The organism is Variovorax sp. GW821-FHT09D07, assembly GCF_059416345.1.
This window is the reverse complement of record NZ_JBWKOY010000004.1, coordinates 428,768-447,806: the sequence shown is the minus strand read 5'-3', so window position 1 is coordinate 447,806 and position 19,039 is coordinate 428,768. Positions and strand designations below refer to the sequence as shown.

Genomic DNA, 19,039 nt, shown 5'->3' with positions numbered 1-19,039 from the left:
CAGTCTATCGCGCGCTCCGGCCGACCCTCTACACTCTTGGGCCCTCCGATTTCCTGCTTGAATGAATCCCCTACGCACCCCGGCCATCGGCATCGATTTCGGCACTTCGAATTCCGCGGTTTCCTTTGCCTCCCCCGGCGAGGCCGCGCGCCTGCTGCCCATCGAGGGCAGCGCCACCACGCTGCCGACCGCCCTCTTCTTCAACGCCGAGGACCGCAGCACGCACTTCGGCCGCGACGCCATCGCGCTGTACCTGTCCGGCGTCGAAGGCCGGCTCATGCGCTCGCTCAAGAGCCTGCTCGGCAGCCCGCTGATGCAGGAGAAGACCGCCGTCTACGACGGGCTGGTCAGCTTCGAGGACATCATCGCGCGCTTCCTGCACGAGCTGGTGACGCGCGCCGAACGCGAGCTGGGTCAGCGCCCCGAGCGCGTGGTCATCGGCCGCCCGGTGCATTTCGTCGACGACGACGCCAAGCGCGACCAGCGCGCCGAGGAAAGCATGCGCCACGCCGCCCGCGCGGCCGGCCTGCGCGACGTGTCCTTCCAGTACGAGCCCATTGCGGCGGCCTTCGACTACGAGCAGCGCGTCACGCGCGAATCGCTGATCCTGATCGTCGACATCGGCGGCGGCACCTCCGACTTCACCGTGGTGCGCCTGGGCCCCGAGCGCATGGCGCGCCCCGACCGCGCCGACGACGTGCTGGCCACCAGCGGCGTGCACATCGGCGGCACCGACTTCGACCAGCGCCTGAACCTGGAGCGCGTGATGCCGCTGCTCGGCCTGCGCCACCTCGGCCCGAGCGGACGCGAGGTGCCCAGCAAGGTGTTCTTCGAGCTGTCGTCCTGGCACCTGATCAACTGGCTCTACGCTCCGAAGGCCGTGCGCCAGGCGCGTGAGCTGCGCACCAGCTACAGCGACCGCCAGCTGCACGACCACCTGATGACGGTGCTCGAGGAGCGCCACGGCCACCGCATCGCCAGCGAGGTCGAGCAGGCCAAGATCAACGGCTCGGTCAGCGACGCCGAAGTGCAGATCGACCTGTCGTGCATCGAGGCGGGGCTGGCTTCCGCGCTGACGCCGACCGACATGGCGCAGCAGCTCGCGGCGCCGCTGGAGAACGTGGTGGCCTGCGCCCACGCCTGCGTGAAGCGCGCCGGCCTGCGCAGTGGCGACCTCGACGCCATCTACCTCACCGGCGGCTCGTCGGCCCTGCGCCCGTTCCAGCGGGCGCTGCGCGCGAGCTTCGCGGGCGTGCCGCTGATCGAGGGCGACCTGCTCGGCGGCGTGGCGGCCGGGCTCGCCTATTCGGCACGCACGGCGGGGTGAGCCACCGATGAAGTACCTGTCCGCGTACCCGCCCGCGCTGCTCGCGCAGGTGAGCGAGCTGATGGCCGCCGACAAGCTCGGCGCCCTGCTGCGCGGACGCTACGCCGGCCTGCACGACATCCGCACCGACCGCGCGCTGTACGACTACGCCTGCGAGCTCAAGGGCGAGTACATGCGCAAGGCCGAGCCGCTGGCCAAGGCCGTGTTCGACAACAAGCTGCACGTGGTGCGCCATGCGCTGGGCACCCACACCACCATCGCGCGCGTGCAGGGCAGCAAGCTCAAGACCAAGCGCGAGATCCGCGTGGCCAGCCTGTTCAAGACCGTGCCGCTCGAATGGCTGCGCATGATCGTCGTGCACGAGCTGGCCCACACGCGCGAGAAGAACCACGACAAGCCCTTCTACGCACTGTGCACGCACATGGAGCCCGAGTACCACCGCTTCGAGTTCGAATTGCGCCTGTACCTGACGCACCTGGAGGCGGGCGGTGCGCCGCTGTGGCCCGCGGCGGTGGGCGCGCCGGCCGCGGACTGACCCGGTACAGTCGTCGCCCATGACCCTGCCACGGCTGCACTTCACGTCACTGTCCGAAGACGCGGTCTGCGGCGACATCGTGCGGACCTACCGGCTGGCGGCCGAGCGGCTGGGCTATCCGACGGCCTACGCCCCGGCCGTCGTCGATCCGGACGCGATCAACCTGCTGTTCTTCTTCTGGAACATTCCCTGGAAGAGCATCGCACCGCTCCATCCCAACTGCATCGTCGTCAACCTCGAGCCAATGATCGAGGGCACGCATGCCTGGAACGCCAACTACCTCGACCTGCTCCCGCGCTGCTACCTGTGGGAGTACAGCAAGACCAACTTCCATCGCCACCGCGAGCTCGGCTACCAGAACGCCGACTACGTGCCGCTGGGCTGGGAACCCGACGCGGCCCGCATCCTGCCGTTGTCGGAAGTCCTGCCCGAGGAGGAGCGCGACATCGACGTCTGTTTCTTCGGCTCGTTCACGCAGCGCCGGATCGACGTGCTGGAAGCGCTGATGGCGCGCGGCCTGCGCGTCGAGATGACGCGCGGCGGGTTCTGGACCCAGGCCGAGCGCGAAGACCGCATGCGCCGCGCCAAGGTCATGCTGAACCTGCACAACTGGGAAGCGTCCCGCGTGGTCGAAACGCCCCGGCTGTCGATCCTGCTGCGCCATCGCAAGGCCGTGGTCTGCGAGCTCTACCCCGACAGCGAGATCGACCCCGCCTTCCGCGATGCGGTGGTGGGCGTGCCCTACGACCAGCTGGTCGACACCGTGGTCGCGCTGGTCGCCGATGCGCCGCGCCGCGCGCAACTCGAACGCGACGGGCTCGACACGCTCGAGCGGGCCTTCGCGCCGCCGGACATCGGCCCCGCGCTCGAACGCTACTTCGCCTGGCGCGCCCAGCAGCCCGACCGCGTGCCGCCCGTGGCGATGCCGCGCGTGACGGTCTGCCTCACCGTCAGCGTGGTACCCGACGGCAGCCGTGACGACTGGCTGCAGGACCTGCGCGACTGGGCCGCACAGGCCGATGTGGCGCTGGAGCTGGTCGTGGTGGCGGCGGGTCTGCCTGCGTCAGCTGAAAGCGAGGCGCGCGCCATCGCCCCCGACCTGCGCTGGATCGCGCTACCCGTGCCCTGCGACCGCGCCACCTTGCGCAACCTCGCGCTCGCGCAGGCCACCGGCGATCACGTCGTCTTCGCCGATACGGGCGACCGCGCCCTGCCCGGTCGCCTGCAGCGGCAGGCCGCGCTGCTCGCTGCCTGCCCCGACCTGGACATCGTCGGCTGCTGGAGCGAAACGCCCGCCGGACCGCTGAAGTACGCCCAGCGGCACGACGAGATCGTGGCCGAAGCGCTGGGCCCCGAGCCGCTGCGGCTGTCGGCCTGCCTGGTGCGCCGCGGCTTCCTGGAACGCACCGGCGTGCGCCACGATCCCGAGTTCGCTGTGCACGATGCACTGCAGATGCTGTGCCGCTGCATCGTGGCCGGTGCGCGCTTCGCGGTCATTCCCGAGCTGCTGCACCGCGCGGCACCGGTCGCGCCGCCGGCCGACCTCGCGCAGGCCGCCTCGCTCGCCATGCGCGCGCGGCGCGCGGTGCTGCGTCACCTGCTGCCGCGCAGCCGTGTGGAAGACATCGATCTCATCGCCCAGCTCTACGCGCACCTGTGGCCGCCGCAGCGCGACTTTGCCGAACAACTGCTGCGCACCGTGGCGCAGGCCCAGGCCTGCGCGGCGCTTGCGCCCGCCGGCACGCCGCGGATCGACGTTGAAATTCTGACGCGCGCGCTGCGCACCGAAACCCTGCGGCTGCTGCAGGTGTTCTTCCAGGCCGGCCTGGCCGACAAGCCCTGGCTGGAATCGCTGTTCGAGACGCCTGAGGTGGCCGCGTTGCTCGGCCCCGCGGCGAATCAGCTGCCGGTGCGGCCCTTCCGGGGCTGAGCGCCGGCCAGCAGGCGTTGCGCCTGCACGTAGCGCGCCGAGGCCGTGAGCGCCTGCCAGCCGAGCGCGTCGTCGCCCGGCAGCAGTGACCGGCGCCGCGCCTCGCTGGCCGCATCGCCCTGCCAGCGCCCGTCGGCCGCTGCGGCGGTGAAGCCGTCGAGCATTTCGTCGAGCGGCCGGCCTTCGCCGATGCTCTGGTTGCACAGCAGCGCGAGGTCGCAACCCGCTGCAAGGGCCGCCAGCACGGCGTCGGTGTAGCTCAGCAATTGGCCGTCGATGTAGCGACCGGCCTCCATGCTCAGGTCGTCGCTGAACACCGCGCCGTCGAACGCGAAGCGCTGGCGCAGGATGTCCTTCAGCCATTTCTCGGAGAAACCCGCCGGCCGCTTGTCGACCTTCGGGTAGATCACGTGGGCCGGCATCACGGCCGCGAGCGTGCCGCCCAGCCAGTCGTAGGGCCGCGCGTCGTCGGCCAGGATGGCCTTCAGGCTACGCCGGTCGACCGGGATCTCGACGTGCGAGTCGGCCTGCACGAAGCCGTGCCCCGGAAAGTGCTTGCCGCAGTTGCGCATGCCCATCTGCAGCATGCCGTGCATCACGCTCTTGGCGAGCAGCGCGACCACGCGCGGGTCGCGGTGGAAGCTGCGGTCGCCGATCACGCTGCTGCCGCCGTAGTCCAGGTCGAGCACCGGCGCGAAGCTGAAGTCGACACCGCAGGCGCGCAGCTCGCCGGCCAGCACCTGACCGGCGGCGGTGGCGACCTGCGTGGCGCGCAGGGCATCGTGCATCCACAGCTCGCCCAGGCTGCGCATCGAAGGCAGCCGCGTGAAGCCGTCGGTGCGAAAGCGCTGCACCCGGCCGCCTTCGTGATCGACGCAGATCAGCAGGTCGGGCCGGATCGCCTTGATCTCGGCGTTCAGCGCGGTCATCTGCCCGCGGTCCTGCCAGTTGCGGGTGAAGTGGATCACGCCGCCCACATGCGGGTTGGCGAGGCGCCGGCGGTCGGCGGCGGTGAGTTCAGTGCCGGCCACATCGATGAGGAGCGGCGCGTGAGTCAGTTCGGTCATGTCGGTCGATCGGTCGGCAAGGCGCAACGGCGCCGGAGATTCGTTCAGGCCTTTTCCACCACCACGAAGCTGGCGGCGTACTCGGTTTCGTCGGTGACGGTCACGTGCGCCGTCAGGCCCTGCGCCTCGAACCAGTCTTTGAGCTCGCCGTGCAGCACGATCACCGGCTTGCCGCTGCGCAGGTTGGCGATCTCGCACAGGCGCCAGCTCATCGGCATGCGCATGCCCAGGCCGATGGCCTTGCTGAAGGCTTCCTTGGCGGAAAAACGCGTGGCGAGGTAGCTCAGGCCGCGCTTGGGCCAGCGCGCGGCGCGGGCCCGCCAGATGGCGAACTCGGCGTCGCTCAGCACCCGGCGGGCGAAGCGCTCGCCCTGGCGCTCGAAGGTGGCCGCGATGCGGCGCACGTCGCAGATGTCGGTCCCGATGCCGTAGATCATGCGGCGTCGGCGATGCAGCGCAGGTAGTCGCGCGTGGTCGCGGCGTACCCGAGTTCGAGCGCATCGGCGACGAAAGCATGGCCGATCGACACCTCGTGCACGCCGCGCACGGCGCGCAGGAACGGCGTGAGGTTGTCGCGGCTCAGGTCGTGGCCGGCGTTGACGCCCAGGCCCGCCGCATGGGCGGCCTGCGCCGCGGCCACGTAGCGCGCGAGCACGGCGGCTTCCTGCGGCGTGCCGCGCGAGGCGGCGTAGCCTTCGGTGTAGAGCTCGACGCGGTCGGCGCCCACGGCCTTGACGGCGGCCATCATCTCGGGGATCGGGTCCATGAACAGGCTCACGCGCACGCCCAGCGCCTTTGCTTCGGCGATCAGCGGACGCAGGCGCTCGGCGTCTTCGGGGAAGCTCCAGCCGTGGTCGCTGGTCGACTGGGTTTCGCTGTCGGGCACGAAGGTGGCCTGGTGCGGCTTCAGGTCGCGCACGAAATCCATCAGGTTGTGGAAGGGGTTGCCTTCGATGTTGAACTCGATGTTCGGCCAGTCGCGCGCGAGCAGTTCCGACAGGTCGCTCACGTCGTGCGCGCGGATGTGGCGCGCGTCGGGGCGCGGGTGCACGGTGATGCCCTGCGCGCCCGCCGCCAGGCAGGCCTGGGCGGCGCCCACCACGCTCGGGATGCCGAGGTGGCGCGTGTTGCGCACCAGGGCCACCTTGTTGAGATTGACCGACAGGGCCGTGGTGGCGCGAGGGAGGGAGGAGGAGGTGCCGGAGGTATCGCTCATGGACGCAATCGCTTTCTTCTCTTCGTTCATGCGCCGCCCGCACCGGCCCGGAGGTCGTCGGTGGGGGTGACGGCAAGCCAGTGACAGTAGCCGCCGAGCGTCGTCCTGTCGATGTCGCCGGGCGCCATGTGGTCGTAGGCGCCGGCACGGAAATGATGCTTGGACCAGTATTGGTCGGTGTGCCAGCCGTGGATGTGCAGCACGTCGCCGCCCAAGGTGCGGTCGGCGTACGGCAGGTGGTCGAGCAGGCCCAGCGAGCAGCGCTGGGGGTAGGTGCGCCGCAGCGCCAGCTCGCCGGCGTACATGGTGAGCACGTTCTTGCACCAGCCGGGCCACTCGCCCTGGAAGTCGCGAAACTCTTCGTCGAGCAGCTTGTGGCAGTAGTCCAGCTGGGCCTGCACGAAGTTGCCCACGAACTCGGTCGGCCCCAGCACCGACGCGCCGACGTTGTGCAGCCCCGAATGCGGAAAGCCCCAGCGCGCGCTGCATTCGGAGAGCTTGCGGCGCACCTCTTCCTGGTACGCATAGGCGCCGAAGCCGAAGCAAAGGCCGGTCGGCTCGAAGCTGGCCAGCGCCGGCGTGACGAAGGTGTCGCAGTCGGTCTTGAGGATCGCGTCGTAGTTGCGGCACACCGCGAGCACCGCCGGGTCGCACAGGTTCGCGATCGAATTGATGTAGCCGTAGCCGGCCCATTCGGGGTGCTGGTCGGCGTAGGGCAGGCCCGGAATCACGACGATGCGGTCGTCGGTGGGCAGCTGCGCGATGACGTTCGGGTGGCACACCGCGATCAGCTCGCCGCCACGCGCGAAGACGCCGGAGACGATCATGCTCCGGTACAGCCAGTGGAACTCGTCGACGATTTCTTTCTTGTCGTCGACGTAGACGAGGACACCCAGACGCATGGCTTCGGTTCTCAGGTTGGCGTTTCGATCGATCATGCGCCGGGCTAGAGCGCTTGCAGATCTCTCATCATTTGCCGCGTGCGCAGCGTGGTCACGCCGCAATGGTAGTTGAGCAAGGTGCGCAGCTGGTTGCGCAGGGCACTGTTGCTGCCGGCGTTCATCGTCGCGACCTCGCGCAGGGTGGCGGTGAACGGGGTGCGGTCGTCGAGCACGCTCTGCAGCACCTGCCAGTCGGCGCCGGGCAGCGCGGCCTCGTCCTTGGCCGCCTGGCGCAGGCCGGCTTCGGGCACGAGGGTGTAGCGCGTGCGGGCCGCCAGCGGCTCCAGGGTGAGCGTCTGCACGTCGAGCGAGGGCAGCAGGCCGACCGAACGCAGCAGCAGCAGCTCGAAGGCACGCAGCGCGGCGGCCTGCGTCGCGGCCTGGGCGCCCGCGTGGTCGCCGGCCAGCACCTGCACCACGCCGGCGTAGGCGTCGAACAGCGCCTCGTGCGCGTCGTCGCGCGCCAGCAGGCGCAGCAGGAGTTCGTTGACGTAGTAGCCCGAGAGCAGCGCCTCGCCGGTCGGCATGACGTGGCCGCCCATCCATTCAGCGCCTTTCAGCGTGCGGATCTCGGCGTCGCCGCCGTAGTTGAGCTGCAGCGGCTGCAGCGGCAGCAGCACGGGACGGAAATTGGAACTCGGCCGCTTCGCCCCCTTGGCCACGAGCGCGATGCGCCCGTGGTGGCGGGTGAAGACCTCGAGGATCAGGCTCGACTCGCTCCAGTCGTAGCGATGGAGCACGTAAGCCGGTTCATGCGAAACGCGATGAGCGGCAGCCACTTCATTCGTAGCCGAAGGAGCGCACGCGCGCCTCGTCGTCGGCCCAGCCCGAGCGCACCTTCACCCACAGCTCGAGGAACACCTTGGCGTCGGCCAGCTTCTCGAGCTCGACGCGGGTTTCCATGCCGATGCGCTTGATGCGTTCGCCCTTGTCGCCGATCACCATGGCCTTGTGGCCGTCGCGCTCGACCACGATGGTGGCGGCGATGCGCAGCAGGCGCTTCTGGCCCTTCTTCTGGGGCGGCTCTTCCTCGAACTTGTCGATGATGACGGTCGAGGTGTAGGGCAGCTCGTCGCCCGTGAGGCGAAAGAGCTTTTCGCGCACCAGTTCGCCGGCGAGGAATTTCTCGCTGCGGTCGGTGAGCTCGTCTTCGTCGTAGAACCAGGGCTGCTCGGGCAGGTATTTTTCGCAGATGCCGAACAGGCGCTCGACGTCCTTCGAGTTCTTGGCCGACATCGGCACGAATTCAGCGAAGCTGTGCTTGGCCTGCATCGTCTGCAGCCAGGGCGCGATGTCGCCGCGGCGGTGCACGTTGTCCAGCTTGTTGGCCAGCAGCACCGTGGGGATGCCCTTGCCCAGCAGCTTGAGCACGCGCTCGTCGGCCGGCGTGAAGCTGCCGGCCTCGACCACGAACAGGATCAGGTCGACGTCGCCGACCGCGCCCTGCACGGTCTTGTTGAGCGACTTGTTCAGCGCGTTGGCATGCAGGGTCTGGAAACCCGGCGTGTCGACGAACACGAACTGCGTGGCGCCCAGCGTGCGCATGCCGGTGATGCGGTGGCGCGTGGTCTGCGCCTTGCGCGAGGTGATGCTGATCTTCTGGCCGACCAGCGCATTGAGCAGCGTCGACTTGCCCACATTGGGCTTGCCGACGATGGCGATCAGGCCGCAGTGCTGCGGCCCCGTGGCAGGCGTGTCGCCTGCGGTGTCTTCGGGTCCCGCTTCGGGATGGGTTACATCGTTCATTCTGATTTCACGCGGCGCCGCGTGCCTTGAGCCGGATCAACATGGCGGCCGCGGCAGCTTGCTCGCCGGCGCGGCGCGAGCCGCCGATGCCGCGCTCGCGAAGGCCCAGCTCGGGCACCTCGCACTCGACATCGAAGGTCTGCTTGTGCGCTGCACCCAGCGTCGCTGCCACGCGGTACACCGGCAGCTTCATTTTGTGGCCCTGCAGCCATTCCTGCAATTCGGTCTTCGGGTCTTTCGCGGCGGCTTCCATGCGCGGATTGATCTCGACCGCCTCGTAGAGCCGGTGCACCAGCGCCTGCGCGGCGGCAAAGCCGGCGTCCAGGTAGACCGCGCCGATCAGCGCTTCGAGCGCATCGGCCAGGATGGAGGGCCGGTTCGGGCCGCCCGAGCGGGCTTCGCCTTCGCCCAGGCGCAACAGCGGCGACAGCGCCAGTCCCAGCGCGAGCCGGTGCAGCGTGTCCTGCTTGACCAGGTTGGCCCGCACGCGCGACAGGTCGCCCTCGGGCAGTTCCGAGAGGCGGATGTACAGCAGGTGCGAGACGGCCAGGTTCAGCACCGAGTCGCCGAGAAACTCGAGGCGCTCGTTGTGATCGGCCGAGAAACTGCGGTGCGTGAGCGCGAGCTGGAGCAGGCGCGGGTCCGAGAACGTGTACTGAAGGCGCGCCTGCAGCGCGACGAGGCTGCCGTCCACCTTCTTGTTCGACACCGCGGTCAGCGGGACGCGCCCTTGTATTTGAGCGTCAGGTAGGCCGGCCCGAACAGGGGGATCTCGCGCTCGTACGCATACGACACAACGACCTTGTCGCCCACCTTCTTGATCTCGAGGTCCCGGCCGCTGACCGACTTGAAGTCGTCGATGGCCTGAGCGCGGTCGAAGATCGCGCGGATCTCGGGCACCGTGGCGCCTTCCTTGGCCTTGTTGGCGGCCTTGTCGATGGCCTGCCATTCGATCAGCGTCGGAATGACCTGCGCGACGACAACGCCCACGCAGCCCAGCACCGCCGCGACGAACACCAGGCCGATGAACGAGATGCCGCGCTGGTGCGCAGCACTGCCACGGACGGACCGACTGTTGGTTCTCATGCCCTCTTACCCCTCGAACAGTAACGTTGACTGTTGATTAATTATTGAAACGGACCGATGCGACCGAGATCGCCGAAGTTCATCCAGACAAAGAAGGCCCTGCCCACGATGTTCTTGTCCGGCACGAACCCCCAGAAACGGGAATCGGCCGAATTATCGCGGTTGTCGCCCATCATGAAATAGTTGCCTTCGGGCACCTTGCACACCACGCCCTCGACCGAGTAGCGGCAGTTCTCGCGGAACGGGAAGTCGCTGGCCCCTGGCACGAAGGCAGGGGCGTTCTCGTCGTTGAGGATCTTGTGCTGCTTGCCGCCGAGGTCTTCGTCGAACTGCTTCAGGATGCGCATCGACTCGCCATCGAGGTAGTCGGCGATCGGGGCCTTGCCCACCGGCTGGCCGTTGATCGTGAGCTTCTTGTTCAGGTAGGCCACCTCGTCGCCCGGGATGCCGACCACGCGCTTGATGTAGTCCATGCTGGGCTTGGGCGGGTAGCGGAACACCACCACGTCGCCGCGCGCCAGCGGCGTGCCGTCGGTGAGCTTGGTGTTGACGACCGGCAGGCGCAGGCCGTAGGTGAACTTGTTGACCAGGATCAGGTCGCCGGTCAGCAGCGTGGGCATCATCGAGCCCGAGGGAATCTTGAAGGGCTCGTACAGGAACGAGCGCAGCAGGAACACCACCAGGATCACCGGGAACAGGCCCGCGGTCCAGTCGAGCCACCAGGGCTGCATCAGCAGGCGCTCGCTGGCCTTGGCGTCGGTGGTGTCGACCTGGGTGATGCCCTGCCCCGCCAGCCGCGTGTTGCGTTCGGCGATGGAACTCTCGAGCGTGGCGGCGGCGCGTTCGCGCTGCGGCAGGAAGTAGAAGCGCTCGGCCAGCCAGTAGACCCCGGTGACCACCGTGGCCACGAACAGCAGCAGCGCGAAGTTGCCTTCGAGCGCGCCGAAATACCAGGCGCCGACGTAGCTGGCGAACGCCGCGAGAACCAGGGTGGTGAGGTATGCCATGTTCGTGGTGATCAGTCTTCGACTTGCAGAATCGCGAGGAAGGCCTCTTGCGGGACTTCGACGGAGCCGATCTGCTTCATTCTTTTCTTGCCCGCCTTCTGCTTCTCGAGCAGCTTCTTCTTGCGGGAGATGTCGCCGCCGTAGCACTTGGCGAGCACGTTCTTGCGAAGTGCCTTGATTGTCTCACGCGCAATGATCGTGACCCCGATGGCAGCCTGGATCGCCACGTCGTACATCTGGCGCGAAATGATCTCGCGCATCTTCGACACCACCGCCCGGCCGCGGTACTGCGACTGGCTGCGGTGCACGATGATCGACAGCGCATCGACCTTGTCGCCGTTGAGCAGGATGTCGACCTTCACCACGTCGGAGGCGCGGTACTCCTTGAACTCGTAGTCCATGGAGGCGTAGCCGCGGCTCACCGACTTCAGCTTGTCGAAGAAGTCGAGCACGATTTCGCCGAGCGGCATCTCGTAGGTCAGCATGACCTGGCGGCCGTGGTAGGCCATGTTCAGCTGCACGCCGCGCTTCTGGTTGGCCAGCGTCATGACGGAGCCGACGTATTCCTGCGGCATGTACAGGTGCACGGTGACGATGGGCTCGCGGATTTCCGCCATCTTGCCGACGTCGGGCATCTTGGACGGGTTCTCGACCATGATCACTTCGCCGTCGTTGCGCACCACCTGGTAGACCACGCTCGGCGCGGTCGTGATCAGGTCCTGGTCGAACTCGCGCTCCAGGCGCTCCTGCACGATCTCCATGTGCAGCAGGCCGAGGAAGCCGCAGCGGAAGCCGAAGCCCAGCGCCTGGCTCACTTCGGGTTCGTAGCGCAGCGACGAGTCGTTGAGCTTGAGCTTTTCGAGTGCGTCGCGCAGCGAGTCGTACTCGCTGGCTTCGGTCGGGTACAGGCCCGCGAACACCTGCGGCTGGATTTCCTTGAAGCCGGGCAGCGCCTCGGTGGCCGTGGCGGCGGCGCCGCCGGTGCCGGGCCGGATCAGCGTGACCGTGTCGCCGACCTTGGCCGCCTGCAGCTCCTTGATGCCCGCGATGATGTAGCCCACCTCGCCGGCTTCGAGCGACGCGCGCGCTTCGTTGGCGGGCGTGAAGACGCCGATGCTGTCGGCGTTGTACATCGCGCCCGAGGCCATCATCTTGATGCGCTCGCCCTTCACGAGGCGGCCGTCGACCACGCGCACCAGCATCACGACGCCGACGTACGGGTCGAACCAGCTGTCGATGATCATCGCGCGCAGCGGGCCGTCGGGATTGCCGCGCGGTGCGGGCATGCGCGCGACGATGGTCTCGAGGATGTCGTCGATGCCGACACCGGTTTTTGCGGAGCACGGAATCGCGTCGTTCGCATCGATGCCGATCACGTCTTCGATCTCAGTGCGCGCGTTGTCGAGGTCTGCATTCGGCAGATCGATCTTGTTGAGCACCGGGATCACTTCGACGCCGAGGTCGAGCGCGGTGTAGCAGTTGGCCACCGTCTGCGCTTCGACGCCTTGCGATGCGTCGACAACGAGCAATGCGCCTTCGCACGCGGACAGCGAGCGGCTCACTTCGTACGAGAAGTCGACGTGGCCCGGCGTGTCGATCAGATTGAGGTTGTAGACCTGTCCGTCGCGTGCCTTGTAGTGCAGCGCGGCGGTCTGCGCCTTGATGGTTATCCCACGCTCTTTTTCGATGTCCATCGAGTCGAGCACCTGCGCTTCCATCTCGCGTTCCGCGAGGCCGCCGCAACGCTGGATCAAACGGTCTGCGAGCGTCGACTTGCCATGATCGATGTGCGCAATGATCGAAAAATTTCTGATGTGATTCATCAACGGGAACGCTTAAGTACTTGAATTGGCTCGGGCGCCGAGGGGCGGGGCCAAGAAAAAAGGGCGCGTCTTCTGGAGACGCGCCCTGAACCAACAAGCAATGGCAACTGCAGTAGTTGGAACTTCATTGTAGGCAAAAAGGGAAGCACGTACATCCGGGAACAGGGTCCAAAGGGCTCGTTGCAGGTCCACAACATCAAAGATACTCACAACTTATCAACAGGATCGGTGGAGCAGTAGCTGAACAACTTGTGGGCGATCTGTGGAGCACCGGTGGACGGCTGTGTGACATCTCGCATCGTGAAGGCCATCGCCCTCTTTATGCGCTGACTGGCCGCCAGGAGCTGTCTATTCTACCGAAATTCGTCCTTAGCCCTTTTATAAGTTAGTGATCGCACACAAATCCTGGCGTTTTCGAGGCCCAGGATTTTTTTAAAGGCTGGCGCCGAAGCGTCGTAAACACCTCGAAAAAATGGCCCCAAACCCGACTGCCGGGTGGGGCCACTTGACGCCGCCGCCGTATCAGCGTGCGGGTCGGATCAGGGCGTACTGCGCCCAGTCGCCCCGGCGGTAGAGCACGCTGAGCGACTTGGCCTTGTCCGCCTTGGCGACCGCCGCCTCGAATTCGCGGGCATTCGCCACCTCGAGATTGCCCACCGCCAGGATGACGTCACCCTCGCGCAGGCCGGCGCGCGCCGCGGCGTCGTTGGCGGCATCGACCTTCACGCCACCCTTCAGCTTGAGCTCTTTCTTCTGCGCATCGCTGAGGTCGCTGACCGCAAGGCCGAGCGACTTGAGGGCCGCGGAGGCAGACGGCTTCGCAGCCGGCTCGTCGCGGTCGGTTGCGCGCTTGGCGGGCTTGTCCGGCTCGATCTCGGCGATGGTCACGCTGAGGTCGCGCGAGCTGCCGCGGCGGAACACGGTCAACGTGCTCTTGGTGCCCGGTTTGGTGTTGCCCACGAGACGCGGCAGGTCGCTCGGCTTTTCGATCGCCTTGCCGTCGAACTTGGTGATGACGTCGCCCGGCTCCACGCCGGCCTTCTCGCCCGGCGAACCGGCTTCGACACCGCGCACCAGCGCGCCCTGCGCCTTGCCCAGGCCAATGGCTTCAGCCACGTCCTTGGTGACCTGGTCGATCTGCACGCCGATGCGCCCGCGCGAGACGCGCCCCGAGGTGCGCAGCTGCTCGCTGACGCGGATCGCCTCGTCGATCGGGATCGAGAACGAGATGCCCATGAAGCCGCCCGAGCGCGAATAGATCTGACTGTTGATGCCCACCACTTCGCCGCGCATGTTGATCAGCGGGCCGCCCGAGTTGCCGGGGTTGATGGCCACGTCGGTCTGGATGAACGGCAGGTACTCGCCCGTGTCGCGCTGCTTGGCGCTCACGATGCCGGCCGTGACGGTGTTCTCCAGGCCGAAGGGCGAACCGATCGCCATCACCCACTCGCCGACGCGCAGCTTGGAGATGTCACCCACCTTCACCGCGGGCAGGCCCGTGGCTTCGATCTTCACCACAGCCACGTCGGTGCGCTTGTCGGCACCGATGATCTTGGCCTTGAACTCGCGCTTGTCGGGCAGCGTGACCAGCACCTCGGAGGCGTCTTCCACCACGTGCGCGTTAGTCATCACGTAGCCGTCGGCCGTCAGGATGAAGCCCGAGCCCACGCCGCGCGGACGCTCTTCTTCCTGCTGCGGACGGTTCGGACGCGGCCCCTGGCGCGGCGTGCCCGGCAGCGGCTGGCCGAAGAAGCGGCGGAAGAACTCCTGCATCTCCTCGTCCATCTCGCCGTTGCCACCGCCGCGCTGCGCGACCTTCTCGACGGTGCGGATGTTGACCACGGACGGACCGACCTGGTCGACCAGGTCGGTGAAGTCGGGCAGCGTGCGCGTCTGCGCATGCACCGACTCGACCGGCAGAAAAGTGGCGCCGGCCGTCAGCGCCAGCGCAAAGGCCAGCAGACCGGAACGAAGCTTGTGTCCCTCGACTTTGAACATCATCGGTTGTCTTTCAAAAAGAACAGAGCTGCAAATAACGACAGAGGCTATGAGTACCCGGCGCCGGCTTGGTTCAGCCCGAACGCCTGCACGGCGTCAGCCTATCGCCCGTCAGCGCGTGCGCGCGAGGCTCTGGGCAAAGGCATTGAGCGTCTGCTGCGGCACCTCGCCAACCGCGGTCAGCCACCAGTCGCTGGCCGGTGCGGGCAGTCGCCGGCGGATCGCGTTGGTGGCACCGATGGTCAGCACGCCATCGCCTGGCGTGCGCGCGGGATCGTAGCGTTCGATGAAGAGCGAGACCGTTGCCAGGCCGTCGGAGAAGGTCCACTGGACGGTGGTCGCCTCGGACTTGGGCGGCTTGCCGTCGCCGGCGGGCAGCGCGGGGCGCCGGAAGAAGCTTCGGGGCTTGAATCCGGCCACGGGTGTGCGCAGCATCCAGCCTTCGTCCTGCGCGGTGCTGCGCTCGAGTTCGAGCTTCTCGATGCGGTAGCCATTCGTGTTGGCCATCATCTGCGCCAGCGCCTGCGCCTTCACGGGCGCATCGAGCTGCAGCTCGGAGAACGCCGACTGCTCGACCACACGGGTGTCGCTGTCGACGGTCTGGAGCTTCACCACGAGGCCGGAGCGGCGCTCGCTCCAGATGCGGTAGCCGAAGCGCAGGCCGTCGCGCGGCACCAGCTGCACCACGTCGGCGTCGAAGCCCGCGACGCGATCCTTGCCGATGGCGCGCACGTCGTAGTAGTCGCCCACCGACGAATCGGGCTTGTCGGGCAGGTTGGGGAAGAGGTCGAGGTTCTCGCGCTTCTCGACCTTCACGACCTTCGCCTCGGGCAGGAAGGTCATCACGTTGCGGTTGCGCCGGAAGGTCGAGCGCGGCGGGCCCGACAGCGCTTCGATGCGCTCCAGCTGGTGATCGCCGTCGCGCACATGCCAGATGCGCGCGCTCGACAGGTCGCCGCCCGGGGCCGACACCACGAAGGTGCCCACGTAGCTGCGCTGCCGTGCGCCCGCATGCATGCGCTGCAGCCACTCGGTCACGCCCATGGCTGGCGGTTCGTCGGTCTGCGCCGAGGGCACGCTCTTCGTGTTCGCCGCGCCGTAGCGGGTCTGCGCGGTGGCCATCTGCCCCAGGCAAAGAACAGCAAACGCGAGCACCAGGGTGCGTGCGGAAATCGGCATGTGAACAACGGTCATTGCAGGCGGCGACGGTCGCGCAATCAGCGCGTGGGGCCCTCGAAGGTGGCGTTGCGCAGGAAACCGGACGGCATTTGCGATGCACCACCGGCCTGCTGGTGGGCTTCGAGCAGTTGGTCAAGGCGCGGATCGCGCAGCATGACCTGCGGATTGCCGCTGCCGACCAGCACGCGGGTCGGTGTCAGGGCGCCGTTGCCCGGCAGTTCGCTGCCACCGGCCGCGGCCGCCAGCACCGAGTTCGCCACGGGCGGCTGCACCGCGGCCAGTTGGGCACCGCCGTTCGGCACCGCAGCGCCGTTGCCGACCAGCGTCCAGCTGATGGCCGCCACGGCCATCAACGACGCGGCGCCCGCCACCAGCTTCCAGCGAAACACCGGCTCGTTGGCCGCCTCGGCGCGTTGCCGCACGGGCATCGCGGCCGGCACGGCGGCCAGCGGCGCCACGGCCGCGGGCGGCGCGATCACGACCGGCTCTTGCGCCAGCCGCTGCTGGAAGCGCGCCAGGAAGGCCGAGGTGTCGCTGCAGCGCGAATGCGCCGACGAGCGCAGCACGTCGCCCACCACGTGGTACGCGTGCCAGGCGTCGCGCGAGTCGCCCCCGGCGCAGACGGATTCGATCGCACGCGCGAACGCCTCGCCCTGCAAATGGCCGTCCGCCAGCGCGGACACCTGTTCCCGAACCGTCATCGTCTGATTCATGTCATTCACCTGCTGATCTACCAACGCTTGCCGGACTGGTTGTCCAGCAGCGGCTTGACCCTGGCCGAAATGGCCTCGCGCGCCCGGAAAATACGCGAGCGCACCGTGCCGATCGGGCAATCCATGACCTCGGCAATCTCTTCGTAACTCATCCCCTCGATCTCGCGCAGCGTGACCGCCTGGCGCAACTCGGTCGGGAGCGCTTCCATGGCAGCCTCGACGGCACTGGCGATTTCGTTCGCCGCCATGACCGATTCGGGGGTTTCATCGCTGGTTGGTTCGTTTCCAGGACGGTAAGTTTCATCTTCGTCGTCCGAGGACGAACGCAGTGCGCTTTCGGAGACGGTCGGATCGCGCTTCATGTCCACCAGCGCCTTCTTGGCGGTGTTCACGGCGATCCGGTACAGCCAGGTGTAGAACTGGGCCTCGCCGCGGAACTGGTGCAGCGCGCGGTAGGCGCGAATGAAGGTTTCCTGGGCGATGTCCTCGATCAGGTCGACATCGCGCACCATGCGCCCGATCAGCCGTTCGATGCGGCGCTGGTACTTGATGACCAGCAGCTCAAACGCCTTCTGGTCGCCCGCGACGGTGCGCTGCACCAGCTGGAAATCAACCTCACCCGGGCGCGGCGCCTGCGCCGCCTCATCGGGCAGCGCGGACTCCGGAGGCACGGGAGGCAGGGAAGTGGTCATCGAAACGGGTCAGGGCGCATCGGCCGGAGCGGTCGCGCGCCAGGGGTCGCCGGCCGGCTCGGCCGCCGGGGGCCGCGCATAGACCGCACGGCGCACGTCGCGCCAGCGTTCAGGCATGGCCCGCTGCTCGAGCCAGACCCATCGCGCCGCGCGGCCGGGTTCGGCCAGGCGGATGAGCAGCAGCGACTGGAAATCGAGCGCCACGACGGCGCGCGCGGCGAGCACGCCGCGCGACGGATCGGCACCGGTCAGCGACCAATGCGATCCGTCGAAGTGCAACGTGGCTGCACCGTCCCGCCGCAGGCCAAAGCCCGCGGCGACACCGGAAAAGACGACGCTGAGGAGCAGCAGCAACTGGCGCCAGCCATTGCTATCGAACAGATAGCAGGCCGCGCCCGCGCAGCAGACGCCCAGGGTCCAAAGAGCCAGGAGAATCCGGGTCGCGCCGCGGGTGCGCCCCACCGGATAGGTCACCGACGGTGCGCTGTGCATGGGAGAGCGACGCTCAAGCGCGCTTGAACACCAGCGTACCGTTGGTACCGCCGAAGCCGAAGTTGTTCTTGACCGCGACGTCGATCTTCAGATCGCGCGCCTCGTTGGCGCAGTAGTCGAGATCGCACTCCGGATCCTGGTTGAAGATGTTGATCGTCGGCGGGCTCTTCTGGTGATGCAGCGCAAGCACCGTGAACACCGATTCGATGCCGCCCGCGCCGCCCAGCAGGTGGCCGGTCATGGACTTGGTCGAATTGACGACGAGCTTCTTCGCGTGATCGCCGAACGCCAGCTTGACCGCGTTGGTCTCGTTGAGGTCACCGATCAGCGTCGAAGTGCCGTGCGCGTTCAGGTACTGGACCTCGTCGGCGTTGACACCCGCATTGGCCAGCGCCATCGCCATCGAACGGCGCGGGCCGTCGACGTCGGGCGCGGTCATGTGGTACGCGTCGCCGGTCATGCCGAAGCCTGAAACCTCAGCGTAGATCTTGGCGCCGCGCGCCTTGGCGTGTTCGTACTCTTCGAGCACCAGCACGCCGGAGCCCTCGCCCAGCACGAAGCCGTCGCGGTCCTTGTCCCACGGGCGCGAGGCCGTGGTGGGATCGTCGTTGCGGGTGCTCAATGCGCGAGGCGCGGTGAAGCCGCCGATGCCGAGCGGAGAGATGGTCGATTCGGCGCCGCCCGCGATCATGACGTCAGCATCGCCGTACTCGATCATGCGTGCCGACGTGCCGATGGCATGCAGGCCGGTGGTGCAGGCGGTCACGACGGCGATGTTCGGGCCCTTGAAGCCGTACTTGATCGAGACGTGGCCCGAGATCATGTTGATGATCGACGCCGGCACGAAGAACGGCGAAATGCGGCGCGGGCCGCGGCTCGCGTATTCGCCATGCGTCTGTTCGATCATCGGCAGACCGCCGATGCCCGAGCCGATGTTGCAGCCGATGCGCACGGCCTTTTCATAGGGCAGCGCTTCGCCGGTCGGCAGTCCGCTGTCCTGCACCGCCTGGATGGCGGCGGCGAGTCCCAGATGAATGAAGCGGTCCATGTGACGCGCTTCTTTCTCCGAGATGTATTGGGTGATGTCGAAACCCTTGACCTCACCGGCGAACTTGCAGGCGAAGGCGCTTGCATCGAACGCGGTGATGTTCGCAATGCCCGACTTCCCGGCCAACAGGTTGGCCCAGGATTCGGTTGCGGTGTTTCCGACAGGAGCGATGCAACCGAGTCCGGTCACGACGACGCGGCGTTTGGTCATGCCGGCAAACCTTTCTGGAAGCGCTGAGC

Annotated in this window: 19 protein-coding genes; 3 read left to right on the top strand and 16 right to left on the bottom strand. The window is 67.5% G+C overall.

Going from position 1 to position 19,039, the window contains the following annotated elements; all coding sequences use genetic code 11:
- The first annotated feature begins 61 nt into the window (after positions 1–61).
- From AC07OX_RS17755 to AC07OX_RS17745, 3 genes are read left to right on the top strand one after another with little or no spacing between them, the layout of a single operon-like run.
- A complete protein-coding gene (locus AC07OX_RS17755; protein ID WP_495261015.1) occupies positions 62–1,327 on the top strand; it encodes an Hsp70 family protein in 1,266 nt (421 codons plus the stop codon).
- A gap of 7 nt (positions 1,328–1,334) precedes the next feature.
- Complete coding sequence (locus AC07OX_RS17750) at positions 1,335–1,862, top strand: YgjP-like metallopeptidase domain-containing protein (protein WP_062475511.1); 528 nt, start codon at positions 1,335–1,337, stop codon at positions 1,860–1,862.
- 19 nt (positions 1,863–1,881) lie between these two features.
- Positions 1,882–3,792 (top strand): glycosyltransferase family A protein, encoded by a 1,911-nt coding sequence (locus AC07OX_RS17745; RefSeq protein ID WP_495261016.1) that lies wholly within the window; start codon positions 1,882–1,884, stop codon positions 3,790–3,792.
- On the opposite strand, the gene nagZ is transcribed toward AC07OX_RS17745, so the two are convergent.
- The 16 genes from nagZ to fabF all read right to left on the bottom strand — a co-directional run bounded on the left by nagZ (position 3,762) and on the right by fabF (position 19,010).
- Positions 3,762–4,859 (bottom strand): beta-N-acetylhexosaminidase, encoded by a 1,098-nt coding sequence (gene nagZ / locus AC07OX_RS17740; protein ID WP_495261017.1) that lies wholly within the window; start codon positions 4,857–4,859, stop codon positions 3,762–3,764. The genes AC07OX_RS17745 and nagZ overlap by 31 nt on opposite strands.
- A gap of 44 nt (positions 4,860–4,903) precedes the next feature.
- Positions 4,904–5,296 (bottom strand): holo-ACP synthase, encoded by a 393-nt coding sequence (gene acpS, locus AC07OX_RS17735; protein ID WP_495261018.1) that lies wholly within the window; start codon positions 5,294–5,296, stop codon positions 4,904–4,906.
- Entirely contained in the window at positions 5,293–6,075 is a 783-nt protein-coding gene (locus AC07OX_RS17730) for a pyridoxine 5'-phosphate synthase (RefSeq protein WP_495261019.1), read from the bottom strand. The genes acpS and AC07OX_RS17730 overlap by 4 nt, the downstream gene beginning before the upstream one ends.
- A gap of 26 nt (positions 6,076–6,101) precedes the next feature.
- The gene (locus AC07OX_RS17725; RefSeq protein ID WP_495261020.1) at positions 6,102–6,977 is read right to left on the bottom strand and encodes a DUF7164 domain-containing protein; all 876 of its coding nucleotides are present in this window, start codon (positions 6,975–6,977) and stop codon (positions 6,102–6,104) included.
- A 44-nt stretch (positions 6,978–7,021) separates the two neighbouring features.
- Positions 7,022–7,795 (bottom strand): DNA repair protein RecO, encoded by a 774-nt coding sequence (gene recO, locus AC07OX_RS17720; RefSeq protein WP_495261021.1) that lies wholly within the window; start codon positions 7,793–7,795, stop codon positions 7,022–7,024.
- Position 7,796: 1 nt separating this feature from the next.
- The gene (gene era / locus AC07OX_RS17715) at positions 7,797–8,762 is read right to left on the bottom strand and encodes a GTPase Era (protein ID WP_492697184.1); all 966 of its coding nucleotides are present in this window, start codon (positions 8,760–8,762) and stop codon (positions 7,797–7,799) included.
- Positions 8,763–8,769: 7 nt separating this feature from the next.
- The gene (gene rnc / locus AC07OX_RS17710; RefSeq protein WP_056572447.1) at positions 8,770–9,456 is read right to left on the bottom strand and encodes a ribonuclease III; all 687 of its coding nucleotides are present in this window, start codon (positions 9,454–9,456) and stop codon (positions 8,770–8,772) included.
- Positions 9,457–9,476: 20 nt separating this feature from the next.
- The gene (locus tag AC07OX_RS17705) at positions 9,477–9,848 is read right to left on the bottom strand and encodes a DUF4845 domain-containing protein (protein WP_062475531.1); all 372 of its coding nucleotides are present in this window, start codon (positions 9,846–9,848) and stop codon (positions 9,477–9,479) included.
- A 41-nt stretch (positions 9,849–9,889) separates the two neighbouring features.
- Positions 9,890–10,855 carry a signal peptidase I gene (gene lepB, locus AC07OX_RS17700; RefSeq protein WP_062475534.1) on the bottom strand — a complete coding sequence of 322 codons (966 nt, stop codon included), beginning with the start codon at positions 10,853–10,855 and terminating at the stop codon, positions 9,890–9,892.
- 11 nt (positions 10,856–10,866) lie between these two features.
- A complete protein-coding gene (gene lepA / locus AC07OX_RS17695) occupies positions 10,867–12,678 on the bottom strand; it encodes a translation elongation factor 4 (protein WP_495261022.1) in 1,812 nt (603 codons plus the stop codon).
- 522 nt (positions 12,679–13,200) lie between these two features.
- On the bottom strand, positions 13,201–14,679 hold the full coding sequence (locus tag AC07OX_RS17690) for a DegQ family serine endoprotease (RefSeq protein WP_495261023.1): 1,479 nt from the start codon (positions 14,677–14,679) through the stop codon (positions 13,201–13,203).
- 108 nt (positions 14,680–14,787) lie between these two features.
- Positions 14,788–15,855 (bottom strand): MucB/RseB C-terminal domain-containing protein, encoded by a 1,068-nt coding sequence (locus AC07OX_RS17685; protein ID WP_495261024.1) that lies wholly within the window; start codon positions 15,853–15,855, stop codon positions 14,788–14,790.
- 38 nt (positions 15,856–15,893) lie between these two features.
- Complete coding sequence (locus tag AC07OX_RS17680) at positions 15,894–16,568, bottom strand: sigma-E factor negative regulatory protein (RefSeq protein WP_495261025.1); 675 nt, start codon at positions 16,566–16,568, stop codon at positions 15,894–15,896.
- Positions 16,569–16,585: 17 nt separating this feature from the next.
- The gene (gene rpoE / locus AC07OX_RS17675; protein WP_235926394.1) at positions 16,586–17,260 is read right to left on the bottom strand and encodes an RNA polymerase sigma factor RpoE; all 675 of its coding nucleotides are present in this window, start codon (positions 17,258–17,260) and stop codon (positions 16,586–16,588) included.
- A gap of 9 nt (positions 17,261–17,269) precedes the next feature.
- Positions 17,270–17,752, bottom strand: a complete 483-nt coding sequence (locus tag AC07OX_RS17670; RefSeq protein ID WP_493193347.1) for a hypothetical protein — start codon at positions 17,750–17,752, stop codon at positions 17,270–17,272.
- A 13-nt stretch (positions 17,753–17,765) separates the two neighbouring features.
- Entirely contained in the window at positions 17,766–19,010 is a 1,245-nt protein-coding gene (gene fabF, locus AC07OX_RS17665) for a beta-ketoacyl-ACP synthase II (RefSeq protein ID WP_495261026.1), read from the bottom strand.
- Positions 19,011–19,039: the final 29 nt, after the last annotated feature.

Bases quoted from the DNA above. Each gene is read 5' to 3' on its own strand.
- AC07OX_RS17690 (WP_495261023.1), bottom strand. From the start codon at position 14,679: ATGATGTTCAAAGTCGAGGGACACAAGCTTCGTTCCGGTCTGCTGGCC.
- acpS (WP_495261018.1), bottom strand. From the start codon at position 5,296: ATGATCTACGGCATCGGGACCGACATCTGCGACGTGCGCCGCATCGCG.
- AC07OX_RS17685 (WP_495261024.1), bottom strand. From the start codon at position 15,855: ATGCCGATTTCCGCACGCACCCTGGTGCTCGCGTTTGCTGTTCTTTGC.
- AC07OX_RS17670 (WP_493193347.1), bottom strand. From the start codon at position 17,752: ATGCACAGCGCACCGTCGGTGACCTATCCGGTGGGGCGCACCCGCGGC.
- AC07OX_RS17705 (WP_062475531.1), bottom strand. From the start codon at position 9,848: ATGAGAACCAACAGTCGGTCCGTCCGTGGCAGTGCTGCGCACCAGCGC.
- AC07OX_RS17755 (WP_495261015.1), top strand. From the start codon at position 62: ATGAATCCCCTACGCACCCCGGCCATCGGCATCGATTTCGGCACTTCG.
- rpoE (WP_235926394.1), bottom strand. From the start codon at position 17,260: ATGACCACTTCCCTGCCTCCCGTGCCTCCGGAGTCCGCGCTGCCCGAT.
- AC07OX_RS17745 (WP_495261016.1), top strand. From the start codon at position 1,882: ATGACCCTGCCACGGCTGCACTTCACGTCACTGTCCGAAGACGCGGTC.
- AC07OX_RS17730 (WP_495261019.1), bottom strand. From the start codon at position 6,075: ATGAGCGATACCTCCGGCACCTCCTCCTCCCTCCCTCGCGCCACCACG.
- fabF (WP_495261026.1), bottom strand. From the start codon at position 19,010: ATGACCAAACGCCGCGTCGTCGTGACCGGACTCGGTTGCATCGCTCCT.
- lepB (WP_062475534.1), bottom strand. From the start codon at position 10,855: ATGGCATACCTCACCACCCTGGTTCTCGCGGCGTTCGCCAGCTACGTC.
- lepA (WP_495261022.1), bottom strand. From the start codon at position 12,678: ATGAATCACATCAGAAATTTTTCGATCATTGCGCACATCGATCATGGC.
- AC07OX_RS17725 (WP_495261020.1), bottom strand. From the start codon at position 6,977: ATGCGTCTGGGTGTCCTCGTCTACGTCGACGACAAGAAAGAAATCGTC.
- era (WP_492697184.1), bottom strand. From the start codon at position 8,762: ATGAACGATGTAACCCATCCCGAAGCGGGACCCGAAGACACCGCAGGC.
- AC07OX_RS17750 (WP_062475511.1), top strand. From the start codon at position 1,335: ATGAAGTACCTGTCCGCGTACCCGCCCGCGCTGCTCGCGCAGGTGAGC.
- AC07OX_RS17680 (WP_495261025.1), bottom strand. From the start codon at position 16,568: ATGAATCAGACGATGACGGTTCGGGAACAGGTGTCCGCGCTGGCGGAC.
- nagZ (WP_495261017.1), bottom strand. From the start codon at position 4,859: ATGACCGAACTGACTCACGCGCCGCTCCTCATCGATGTGGCCGGCACT.